This window comes from Wielerella bovis (assembly GCF_022354465.1).
GTDB lineage: Bacteria > Pseudomonadota > Gammaproteobacteria > Burkholderiales > Neisseriaceae > Wielerella > Wielerella bovis.
Map to the genome: position 1 here is coordinate 862795 of NZ_CP092361.1, position 11871 is coordinate 874665.

Here is an 11871-nt window from a genome sequence, read left to right on the forward strand (position 1 = left end):
TAGCGGACGACAAATCAGGCTGCCTAAATTATAAAATTTGGAAAGGAATAATATGAAAATTTATTTTACTGATTTTTTTAATGTATCTCCGATTGATTTAAGTAATTATGGTGCATTTAATATTTCATTAATCAATGATTTACCAGCATTCATTGACCCCTTTTTATTATTTAACAGCGATAAATCTGAATATCAACAATTACATCATCAAATTATTGATTATGTAAAGTTTTTACGGGATATGTCGGCTCAATCTGATATGGATAAAGGGCTATTAAAAACATTGTACCAATTTCCTGAAGTTAAACAAAATTGGTTAGGTTATAGCAAAATCGGTAATGGAGGTTCTGGTTTGGGTAAAAAATTTAGTAATGCCCTTCATGAAAATTTGCATACAATTTTTCATAACTTCGGAGAAGAGCAGATTACTAAAGGAAGTCATTTAGAGAAACTGTGTTTAGTTGAAAGTGGCATTGGTAGAGATAATATTAGTGATTTTACTACAAATTTGATTAAAGGCTTTTTGTGTGAATATACACAAAAATTTGCAATCCAATATATTGAACCAAATAGATTAAAAGAAATAGCTGTTTCACATGTGGAATTTAATTATCAAACAAAATCTTGGGTAACTAAACGATTTATCCTACCTTATATTGATGGTGATTTCATCTTATTAACACCAAAAGATATTCTTACAAAAGATGAGGAATGGATTAATCGCTCTGATATGATTAGAGATTTTGATGAAATTGTGGCTTCATTACCAAATGATGGCTTACGCAGCCAAATTAATAGTTATTTACAGGGCGTATTATCCGATAATCCAAATAAAAAAGAGAAAGACCATGCAATTCAACAAGCATTTAAGAAATTTCCTTACTTAATTGATTATTATATGAAATTCAAAGAAGATAACGGAGATGAAGCTGTTGCGTTAAGTGAATTAAAATTAAATGAAACTGAACAATTATTGATTGATAACATTAGAAGTTTTGTTCATCTTTTAAAAGATAGCCATTTTTATCAAAATATTGATGATACTTATCAAGCAGCATTAAAACGTGTTCATTTTTTGAAACAAGTCATAGAAAATAACGATGGATATAAATTATTTTATTACAAAAATAATCCCATTCAACGAGAATCTGATTTACAAGTTATTTATAGACTTACTTGGTATGCTACTGATGATGATGTCAATGCTGAAGTAAATAATGGGAGAGGTCCTGTTGATTATAAAATTTCTCGTGGTTCAAAAGACAGTACAATCGTTGAATTTAAATTAGCAAGCAATTCTAAATTGAAACAAAATTTACAACATCAGGTTGGGGTATATGAAGATGCCAACCAAACTAAAAAATCAATTAAAGTAATTTTATATTTTTCCGAAAGTGAATTATTAAAAGTATTAAAGGTATTAAAAGATTTAAAATTAGAAGGACAAGAAAATATTGTTTTAATTGATGCAAGTAAAGACAATAAAATTTCTGCATCTAATGTGAAATAGTTTTATTTCAGGCTGCCTGAATATTTTTATGGAAAAAATATGAAAAAACAACATGATTATTATGATTTAAAATTGGGCAGTATTGAGCAATATTGCATGCTTGTTCCCAAATCTGAAAAGCAAAAATGGTGTGCATTGGGTTGGCGCACTTATAAGGAAATCGGTTTACCCCAATGGTAAGCGCGGGCGGCTTATTTGATGTATGGCTGGTTCAGTTTTCGGGAAATTTTGATGTTTAATCGCCCGAAAATGTTGGCGGAACACAGTGTGATTGGGCAAAAAATTGTGGGATTTTGCACGCATTTGGGTACTTATGGCATGGGTGGCGCGGGCTTTTTTGGTTTACTTTTGGATAATCAGGAATATTTGGTGTATGCGGTTTGGGGTGCGGGGGAATTTGTTTTATTGGACAATCGCCCGATTCAGCAACCGCATTTTATTCAATTAGAAACAATGGCTTGGCTAAATCAGCAAGATGAAGACGGAACGGCTTTGTTGTCGGTTTTGCAAAATGCTGTGATTCGGGAATGTGTTTTGACGGACGAAACGTGTCGTTTGCAAATTGAAAAAGACGGTATGGCGCATATTTTGGAATATCTGTGTCAAGATAGTCGCTTAAATGTCCCCGATTTCAGCGATGAGCAGCAAAGACAACGTGTGGCATTTGATACGGGCAAAATCGCGGATTATTTGTTGTTTCAGCATGAAAATGGGACGTTGATTGTGTGATTTCAGGCAGCCTGAAAGTTTCAGGCTGCCTTTTTTCTAAATTGAATTATTGTTCACGCAATTCACGGCGCAAAATCTTGCCTACATTGGATTTAGGCAATTCATCACGGAATTCAATATCACGGGGTACTTTGTAGCCTGTTAATTGTGTGCGGCAATATTCAATCAGCTCATCTTTGGTCAGCGAGGCATCTTTTTTTACCACGAATAATTTTAATGCTTCGCCTGTCTTATCACTTTTCACGCCTACACAAGCTACTTCTTGTACTTTCTCGTGATGCGCCACCACTTCTTCAATTTCATTTGGGTAGACATTGAAGCCAGATACAATAATCAAATCTTTTTTACGGTCAACGATTTTTAGCCAACCTTTTTCATTCATAATGGCAATGTCGCCCGTTTCTAGCCAGCCATCTTGGTCCATTACTTTGGCGGTTTCTTCTGGCTTATTCCAATAGCCACGCATGACTTGGGGTCCACGAATCCACAATTCGCCTGCTTCACCAATCGGTACTAAGCCACCGTGTCCATCACGCAGTTGTACATCGGTACTGGGAATAGGCAGACCAATACTGCCTGTATAATGTGTGATATTCAATGGATTGACACACACACCAGGACTGGCTTCAGTTAAGCCATAAGCATCGACAATCGGCGAACCTACCAATTTTGCCCATTGTTCGGCTGTGGATTCTTGTGTTGCCGTTCCACCTCCTACCACTAATTTCCATGTGGAAAAATCTACTTGTTTAAATTCAGGTTTTGCCATCAAGCCACGGAACAAAGTGTTCAAGCCAATAAATACGCTGACAGGGTATTTCTTTAATTCTGCAATAAAGCTATCCAAATCACGCGGATTACTAATCAAAATACTTTTTGCCCCTACTTTGAAAAACAATAATAAATTTATCGTTAGTGCGAGAATATGGTATAGCGGTAAAGCAGCAATGACTACTTCTTTCCCATCTACCAGCTTATGCTTAATGACTTCAGTAGCTTGCAACATATTGGCGCAAATATTACCATGCGATAACATAGCTCCTTTAGCCACACCTGTTGTACCACCCGTGTATTGCAAAAATGCCAAATCATCGCGTGTCAACTCCACAGGTTTAAACGTGTGTGTCGCACCTTGCGACAAAGCCTGTTTAAATGGAATCGCCTGCGCAATACGGTACTCTGGCACCATTTTTTTCACTTTACGCACCACAAAATTCATGATGGTGCCTTTTAATGCACCAAACATATCACCCAGATTTGTTACAATCACATGTTTAATTTGAGTTTTGGGTAAAACCAATTCTAAAGTGTTGGCGAAATTTTCTAATACTACAATCGTTGTTGCGCCACTATCATTCAGCTGATGTTCCAATTCACGCGGCGTATAAAGTGGATTGGTATTAACTACCACCAAACCTGCTTGCAAAATTCCAAAGGTAACAATGGGATATTGCAAGACATTTGGCATCATAACTGCCACACGTTCACCACGAGGTAACTGTAAAACATTTTGTAAAAAACTAGCAAAATCAGTTGCTAACTTACCAATTTCACGATAGCTCAATTCTTTACCCATATTGCAAAATGCAGTTTGGTTGCCGAATCTCTCCACGCTTTGTTGTACCACGTCCACAATAGAGCGGTATTGCGTCAAATCAATCTCCGCCTGAACGCCTTCTTCGTAACTGCTTAACCAGATTTTTTCCATTGTTTGAGTCCTCTGTATTTGTGCCTACATCATCGTTGATAGGAATAGGCAGAATTATAACCCATTGTATGAAAACTGTGCTTTTTGTGTGAAAATTGGATAAAAGGCAGCCTGAAAGCCAAAAAACATAAATAAAACTAATAAATTAGTTATTTAGTATTTTTAGCTTTCAGGCTGCCTAAATTAAGAACCTGTATTCACTATCTTAATAGCTTGTTTTTATCGCCACTTCATGCGCCTACTGCGTTGGCTTTTCATACCAATATGTTCAATATTGGCATGAAAAGCCGCCTTGTATTCGCAAGTGTGTCAATAAAATCAAGCCATCAATCTTATGAATACAGGTTCTAAAATATCAATGTAGACTAACATCTTCCCCAAAAAATTGTTCGCCCAATTTTTTTAACGTTCCATCGGCTTTTAATTCAGCCATTGCTTCATTGATTTTCGCTAATGCTTCAGGTTCATTTTTATTGATAACCAAACCAGCACCCAATTTTTCAGCACTAGGAGTACGCCAAACTTCTTTTAAACCTGAATCTGGATTTTTCTTCAAGTAATCCAACAACGACAATTCATCATTCAGCGTAATATCTGCACGTTTTTGTTGTACTAATAATAAACCCTGCGCCATGGTATCGGTGTGCACTAAATCCGCACCCATTTGTTTTGCAACTTCGTCATAATTAGAAGCCAGCATAACTGCTGTTTTAACACCTTTAATATCTTCAATTTTGGCAATTGGCGCATGGTCAGCGCGTGCTACAATCATTTTGCCACTCCAACTATATGGTTCAGCTTTATCAAACATGGCTTGACGTTCGGGTGAGGTCAGCGCAACTTGGTTTGCCACAATATCAAAACGACCACCTTTCAAACCAGCCATCATGGCATCCCAAGGTGTTTCCTTAAATTCCACTTGCACGCCCAATTTTTCAGCTACGGCGCGAGTAACTTCTACATCATAACCCGTTAATTTACCGTCTGTTTCATGGTAAGTGAAGGGTGCATACGTTCCCATTGTGCCAACCAATAGTGTTTGTTTATTATTGATTTTATCAATTAATTTGACCGTTTCTGTTGGTGTAGATGTAGGTTGTGATGCTTGATTTTGTGCTGATGCAGAACCACCATCTTGTCCACAAGCTGCCAACATCAATGCAAAAGTTGTACTCAAAATTACTTTTTTAAACATAACTATCTCCAAATTAAGAAACAAAACAAATATATTGTAAAAGGTTTTTCAGGCTGCATTAAGATTATTTTGTACTATACGATAGTGTATTTTGAAACAATAAGGCAGCCTGAAAAAGTTTTTAGGCTGCCTAGTATTATCTAAATATTATTTAGATTGTTCACGATTTTGTTGGTATTGTTTTAAAGAACGTGTCCAACGGTTGACAGGTTCTTGAGTTGGGTCTTTAAGTGCTTCGTTCGGTTCATTGCCAAAAGTATCCAAATCTTGTCCAGGATTAGACAATAAGTCATCACGGCTAATATTTGCAATACTTTCAATAATGATAGCTGAAGAAACATTTTGATTTGCACGATACACCATGGCTAAACCAATTTCTTGATTAGGTGTAACCACATAAGGTGATTTGCTTAAATCTCGGTTTTCCCAGTCAGATTGAACCAATTTGCCACGACGATAAATACCCAAAACAGAACCAGGCTCTAAACCATTAGCAAGACCTTTGTTTAGGATAAGTGTTTGCATGGTACCACTTTCTGCTACGCCATCCATAATGTCCACAATATCTGCATCAATACGACCTTCTGTTTCATGTGGCATAAAGTGGAAATTAGCATAATTGCTTGGGCGTTTTACCAAATAATCGCCTTTGCGAATTTCGGACAATGCACCCGTAATTATCATTGGTTGTGCAGTACGAACAGCAATGGGTTTTCTGCTGCCGTTTGGATTTTTTACAAAATATTCATCGTCATGCAAGGCAGCTTGTGCTTCTGCGCTACGGTGTGATAATGCGCTATTAGGCGTACTTAATGTTGATGCTTCGCCAGCAAATTCCATCAACATACCTAAACTTGCTTTGGTACGAGGGTCTTTCAATTCGCGTACGGCACGCAAAATCATATAAGTACCTGGTTCATCAATACCGTCAGCATACACACGGTCACCATCAGAGAAATACAAACGATTGTCTGTTGAGCTGACCAAACGTGGCAATGAGGTTAATTCTTCCGCACTCATAAATTGTGGCGTTTTCATAAACATACGGTAGAAATCCACATTAATAGATGGAATGCCATAACCAGAGCCTAAATCACGTACACGAGGGCTTAATTTGATGGTTGGAATACCACCACTACGGCTGCGATCCACGCCCAAACGTGGTTTACCATTCACATAACTCAACACCAATGTTTGACCAGGATAAATCAAATGTGGGTTACGAATTTTACTGCGGTTTGCGCCCCACAAAGCATGCCATTTCCATGGGCGATACAAATACTTACCTGAAATACTCCATAATGTATCACCTTGTTTCACGGTGTAACGTGAAGGTGCACCTGGTCTAACACGTAAGTTTTCAGCTATCGCAGAGTTAGAAATTATCATACCTGCTGCACACAGCAGCGTTATAATAGACTTTTTCATCAACAATCCCCTTGTGGATTACAATATTTAACTAAACAGCCGTAATAATAGTGCATTTCTAGGTATTTCGGCTAGTTTTATGATGATAGAATGTTAAGAAAAATGGCATAAACGCCACATCTTTACATAAAACACACATTTTAACATATGATATAGAAAGACTAAAACATGGCATTACTACCTATTTTAACTCATCCAAATGAACGTTTGCATATTGTGGCACAACCTGTGGCACAAGTGGACGACCGCATCCGCAAATTAGTGGAAGATATGGCGGAAACTATGTATGCTGCGCGTGGTATTGGTTTGGCTGCGACGCAGGTTGATGTACATGAACGCGTGGTTGTGATTGATTTATCGGAAGAAAAAAATCAGTTACTGGCTTTAATCAATCCAGTGATTACCAAAAAAGATGGCGAAACCACTTACGAAGAAGGTTGTTTATCTGTGCCAGGGATTTACGACACGGTTACACGCGCGGAAACAATAACAGTAGAATTTTTGGATGTAAATGGTGAAAAACAAACGCTGGATGCTGATGGATTGCTGGCAATTTGTATTCAACACGAACTTGATCATTTGTTAGGTAAATTATTTGTGGAATATTTGTCGCCATTGAAACAAAATCGTATTAAAACAAAATTGAAAAAACGCGCACGCGAAACCATGTGAAGTACAAGTGCTGTGAAATAGGATAAGTTGGATATCAATATCTGAGTTTATTTTTTCAGGCTCAAACTTTTGCCAAAAACTTTTCAGGCTGCCTATCTTTAAATAATGGGCAGCCTGAAAACTTGTGGGTCGGATACTTAAATTCTGAAATATTATATAAAAATTTTCAGGCAGCCTTTCACTACCCTACAAAACTGAAATAAGCTGCCTGAAACAGAAAAAGCTGCCGTCATTCCCGCGTAGGCGGGAATCTATTTTTAACTTTAAGAAACAAAAGGTTGTGTAACTCAACGTTGGATTCCCACCTGCGCGGGAATGACGATGTTTTTTTATTTTGTAGGGTAATGAAAGGCAGCCTGAAAAGTCCTAGCAGATGGCAATAGGTCATTTTTGATTTACAAGCAACTTGTTTTCTTCCCGCAAGCAGGGGAGGGGGTAGGTTGGTAGCACAATGAAAATTTAACGCATCACATCCGCCCAATCCTGCTCAAAATACGCCACCAATTTTTGATTGTTCAAATAATTGGGTTCCACGTTTCGCCTTGCCATATCGGGCGGAAAATCAAACATTTGTGCCAAAACAGTCGGATTGAGAAAGGTGGCTGGCACGTCCACTTTTTCAGGCAGCCTGAAATCGTTTTTCGCGCTCGCCAACACAAAACCCCATTCGCCAAAACTCGGCACATAAGCGTGATAGGGGGCGGTGTGCAGCCCCGCCGCTTCCAAAGTCGCCACCACAGACCAATACGCATTCGGCGCAAAATAGGGCGATGTGGATTGCACCACCACCTTGCCACCGTCCGCCAAACGCCGCGCGACCATGCGGTACATCGGCACGGAATACAATTTGCCCAGCGCGAAATTGGACGGGTCGGGCAAATCAATCACAATCACGTCAAATTTATCCGTGTGATTTTCCAGAAATTTGGCTGCGTCCGTGTTCACGACCGTCATTTTGGGGTGGTTGAGCGCGTTTTCGTTGAGCTTGGTCAATTTGTCGGCTGTCTGAAAGGTTTTGGTCATGTCGGGGTCCAAATCCACCAATGTAACCTGTTGAACATTCGGGTATTTCAACACTTCTCGCGCTGCCAAACCGTCTCCGCCGCCCAAAATCAACACGCGCTCGTGTTTTGCCGCCATTTGCATGGCTGGGATAACGAGTGCTTCGTGGTAACGCCTTTCATCACGCGATGAAAATTGCAAATTCCCGTTAATGTACAAGCGGATATCGTCTTTCCATTGGGTAACGACCAAGCGTTGATAGGGCGAATGGCTTTCGTAAACCACAGGGTCGCCAAAATATTTTTGCTCTGCCGTGAAAACCAAGCGGTTGGCATACACAAACGCCACAGCCAATATCATCAAAACCAAATAAGCACGAAAATTCAAAGATTTGTAATTCGGCAAATGCTGCCTAAAAACGCGCGCCGTCAGCCATGCCACAGCCGCATTCAACAAACCAAACAGCAAAGCCGACCGCGCCATGCCCAGTTTTGGCGCAAGAATAAGCGGAAACAGCAAGGAAACCGCCAAGGCACCCAAATAGTCAAAAGTCAAAACGCGCGACACGATTTCTTTAAAATCCGCATCTTGATTGTTCAATACGCGCATGACGAGCGGAATTTCCATGCCAACAATCGTGCCGACAATGAAAACCAGCGCGTAAAGCAAAGTCCGAAACGGCGCAAGGGCAAAGCCAAACGCCACAAACAAAAACAATGCCGACACGCCACCCAGCAAGCCGACCAGCAACTCAATTTCAATAAAGCGTGTGAGCGCGTGTTCGTCTGAAATGTAGCGCGTGAGATGCGCCCCAATCCCCATTGAAAACAAATACAAACCAATGATAAACGAATATTGAAATATGCTGTCGCCCAGCAAATAGCTCGCCAAAGCCGCCATAATCAGCTCGTATGCCAAGCCGCAGCTCGCCACGATGAAAACCGATAAAATTAAAGTGCGCGATAGTTTCATAAGCCAAAAAATCGGGAAAATAAGGGGGATTTTAACATTTTTCGGTTTTCAGGCTGCCTGAAAACGCTTTTTGCATTTGTTAGGCTGAAATCTTTGCAAAACTAGAAGGTAGGTTGAATTCTTGAATTTGACATTTCTCTGCTTTAACAAACATTTGTTTTATAGTCGTTTTAAATTAACACAGACAAGGCGGCAGCGACCATTGTGTATACCGAGTATATAAGGGAACTGATAATGCTGTATGTGTTAATTTGAAACAACTGTGATAGTGGGTTAAATTTAAATCAGGACAAGGCGACAATGCTCGCCGTGTACACAGAGTACATAAGAGCGCTGGCAACGCTGTACTGGTTTAAATTGAATTCACTATAATTTGAAACGTTGGATACGAGTATCTCTATACGAGTTTTCAGGCTGCCTATTTATTTGATACCGCAAATTGTTGTAACATTAGCACTCTCATATTTCCCTTTCTTTAAAATATCTAATTATGACAAACACTTGCCCTATTTGTTCCACCCAAAACGAAGAAATTTTATTGCAAACCCCAAATCTGCGCGTGATTGTGGTACACAACGAAGCCAACGCACCTGCATTTTGCCGTGTGATTTGGCAAAACCATGTCGCCGAAATGACCGATCTATCCGCCGCGCAACGCCATGAAATCATGGATATGGTGTATCGCGTGGAAGCCGCCATGCGCGAAGTTTTGCAGCCAAGCAAAATCAATCTCGCTAGTTTGGGCAATGTGGTGCCACATCTGCATTGGCATGTGATTGCGCGATTTGCCGATGATGCTTGTTTTCCTGCGCCAATTTGGGCAAATCCTGTGCGTGAACATGGTTTCAGGCTGCCTGATAATTGGACAAGTCAAGTAAAAGTTTTATTAGAAAAAGCAGCCTGAAAACCGTCAAATCAGGTAAAAACAAATAGATAGGCAGCCTGAAAACGCTATAATCGCCCCATATTTCAAATAAATAAGGACACACGCATGACTTTTGCTCTATCTCGCCGCCACTTATTGCAAGGCTCTCTCATTACCGCTGGCAGTGGTTTATTGACTGCTTGCGGTGGTGGCACATCGCCTCAATCTCCTAACCGACCCAATAGCAACCGACCACAAACCATGACTCCTACTGCCCAACGTCCACAAATTCAAGTACAACCTGCGCGTGTTGTCTCACAAGGCAACGCCAATACCATGCGTATTTTCGCATCATCGGGTTTTTGCGAAGACCCTTCGCGCATTCAAACAGGCTTGAATAGATTAAGTAGCGCAGGTTTTGTCATCAGCAATCATCACGCAGCGTATCGCCGTTTCCAACGTTTTGCAGGCAGCGATGCCGAACGCATTGCCGATTTGCAAGAAGTCGCCGATGGTCGCGTACCCACACCCAAAGTATTGATGGGCGCACGCGGTGGTTATGGCGCAGCGCGTTTGTTGCCACACATTAATTGGGGCAATTTGGGTGCGCGTATGCGTGAACAAGGCACTTTATTGTTTGGATTCAGCGATGTAACCGCCATTCAAATGGCATTATTGGCGCAAAGTGGCGTACCCAGTTTCGCAGGTCCTATGTTGTACAGCGAATTTGCCAAACCCGTCGCTGATACCTACACGATGGACAGCTTTATCCGCACCACCACATCTTCACAATTAACCGTTGCCGTATCCAGTTTCCAAATTCAACGTCCACGCGCCGTAGAAGGTATGTTGTGGGGTGGTAATTTGAGCGTGGTGGCATCGCTGGTTGGTTCGCCATATATGCCGCGTGTGCAAGGTGGAATTTTGTTTTTGGAAGATGTGTCTGAGCAACCATATCGCATTGAACGTATGTTGCAAACGCTGCATTTGGCAGGTATTTTGCGCCAACAGCAAGCCATTGTGTTGGGCGATTTTCGCATGGGCAATATCCGTGATAGCTACGACAGCAGTTATGATTTGAATATGGTGGCGCAAACCATGTCTCGTGTTGCCAATATTCCTGTGTTCACAGGTTTTCCATTTGGACATATTGCCAACAAAACTTCATTTCCATTGGGTGCGCGCGCCAAAATCCAGCCCGATAATATGGGCGGATACACGGTTACATTCAGCGACTATCCTGCACTTAATGCCGCCGCACTGAATTTGAATGCTTTGTTACCGCCACCGACATACGATTTTGGTACAGGTTTTTTCGGTTCAGGCGAAAGCAGCGACAGCGAATTTTAATTTTCAGGCTGCCTTATCATCATTTTCATGATAAGGTAGCCTGAAAAAATGATTTTTTGAAACTTAGTTATTTAAAATTAAAATGATACAATGTTTCTAGTTTCTAGCATTTTCAGGCTGTCTCATAGGTTTTGTATAGTGGATTCAATTTAAATCAGGACAAGGCGACAGCGACCGCCGTGTACACATAGTACATAAGGGAGCTGGTAACGCTGTACTGGTTTAAATTGAATCCACTATAAAAGTTTCATGGAGCAGAAATTCTCTTGTTGATACACAGTATTCGCCTTGTCTTAATTTCTGTTTTTTTTGTTGTTAAATGTAATTAAATCATTCCGAGATGTGAATATTGAGACATTTTTCAAAAAATATATTTTTCATCTAGCAATAAATAAGTTGCAATGCAAAAAAGTTTGGTAATTTATTGTTTATTCACTTGG

The 11871-nt window shown here is 40.2% G+C and carries 10 protein-coding genes; 6 read left to right on the forward strand and 4 right to left on the reverse strand.

Annotated elements, in window-relative coordinates; genetic code table 11:
• Nucleotides 1-52 precede the first annotated feature (52 nt).
• Genes MIS45_RS04360 through MIS45_RS04370 form a run of 3 tightly spaced genes read left to right on the forward strand, consistent with a single transcriptional unit; the run spans nt 53 to nt 2239 of the window.
• Entirely contained in the window at nt 53-1510 is a 1458-nt protein-coding gene (locus MIS45_RS04360) for a hypothetical protein (RefSeq protein ID WP_249451134.1), read from the forward strand.
• A 39-nt stretch (nt 1511-1549) separates the two neighbouring features.
• Nucleotides 1550-1690: a hypothetical protein gene (locus tag MIS45_RS04365; RefSeq protein ID WP_249451135.1), complete on the forward strand. Its 141-nt coding sequence runs from the start codon at nt 1550-1552 to the stop codon at nt 1688-1690.
• Nucleotides 1691-1708: 18 nt separating this feature from the next.
• Nucleotides 1709-2239, forward strand: a complete 531-nt coding sequence (locus tag MIS45_RS04370) for a hypothetical protein (RefSeq protein WP_249451136.1) — start codon at nt 1709-1711, stop codon at nt 2237-2239.
• Between the two features lie 46 nt (nt 2240-2285).
• On the opposite strand, the gene MIS45_RS04375 is transcribed toward MIS45_RS04370, so the two are convergent.
• From MIS45_RS04375 to MIS45_RS04385, 3 genes are all read right to left on the reverse strand, one after another.
• Nucleotides 2286-3947 (reverse strand): AMP-binding protein, encoded by a 1662-nt coding sequence (locus MIS45_RS04375; protein ID WP_249448366.1) that lies wholly within the window; start codon nt 3945-3947, stop codon nt 2286-2288.
• Nucleotides 3948-4302: 355 nt separating this feature from the next.
• Nucleotides 4303-5142, reverse strand: a complete 840-nt coding sequence (locus MIS45_RS04380) for a transporter substrate-binding domain-containing protein (RefSeq protein ID WP_249444782.1) — start codon at nt 5140-5142, stop codon at nt 4303-4305.
• Nucleotides 5143-5289: 147 nt separating this feature from the next.
• Nucleotides 5290-6570: a LysM peptidoglycan-binding domain-containing protein gene (locus MIS45_RS04385; RefSeq protein ID WP_249448364.1), complete on the reverse strand. Its 1281-nt coding sequence runs from the start codon at nt 6568-6570 to the stop codon at nt 5290-5292.
• A gap of 168 nt (nt 6571-6738) precedes the next feature.
• Here MIS45_RS04385 and def point away from each other — a divergent pair, with 168 nt between their 5' ends.
• Nucleotides 6739-7242, forward strand: coding sequence for a peptide deformylase (gene def / locus MIS45_RS04390; protein ID WP_249443465.1), 504 nt, complete (start codon nt 6739-6741; stop codon nt 7240-7242).
• Between the two features lie 459 nt (nt 7243-7701).
• On the opposite strand, the gene MIS45_RS04395 is transcribed toward def, so the two are convergent.
• Nucleotides 7702-9216 carry a polyamine aminopropyltransferase gene (locus MIS45_RS04395; protein WP_249451137.1) on the reverse strand — a complete coding sequence of 505 codons (1515 nt, stop codon included), beginning with the start codon at nt 9214-9216 and terminating at the stop codon, nt 7702-7704.
• 490 nt (nt 9217-9706) lie between these two features.
• Here MIS45_RS04395 and MIS45_RS04400 point away from each other — a divergent pair, with 490 nt between their 5' ends.
• Entirely contained in the window at nt 9707-10120 is a 414-nt protein-coding gene (locus MIS45_RS04400; RefSeq protein ID WP_249451138.1) for an HIT family protein, read from the forward strand.
• A gap of 87 nt (nt 10121-10207) precedes the next feature.
• Complete coding sequence (locus MIS45_RS04405) at nt 10208-11431, forward strand: LD-carboxypeptidase (protein WP_249451139.1); 1224 nt, start codon at nt 10208-10210, stop codon at nt 11429-11431.
• Nucleotides 11432-11871 lie beyond the last annotated feature (440 nt).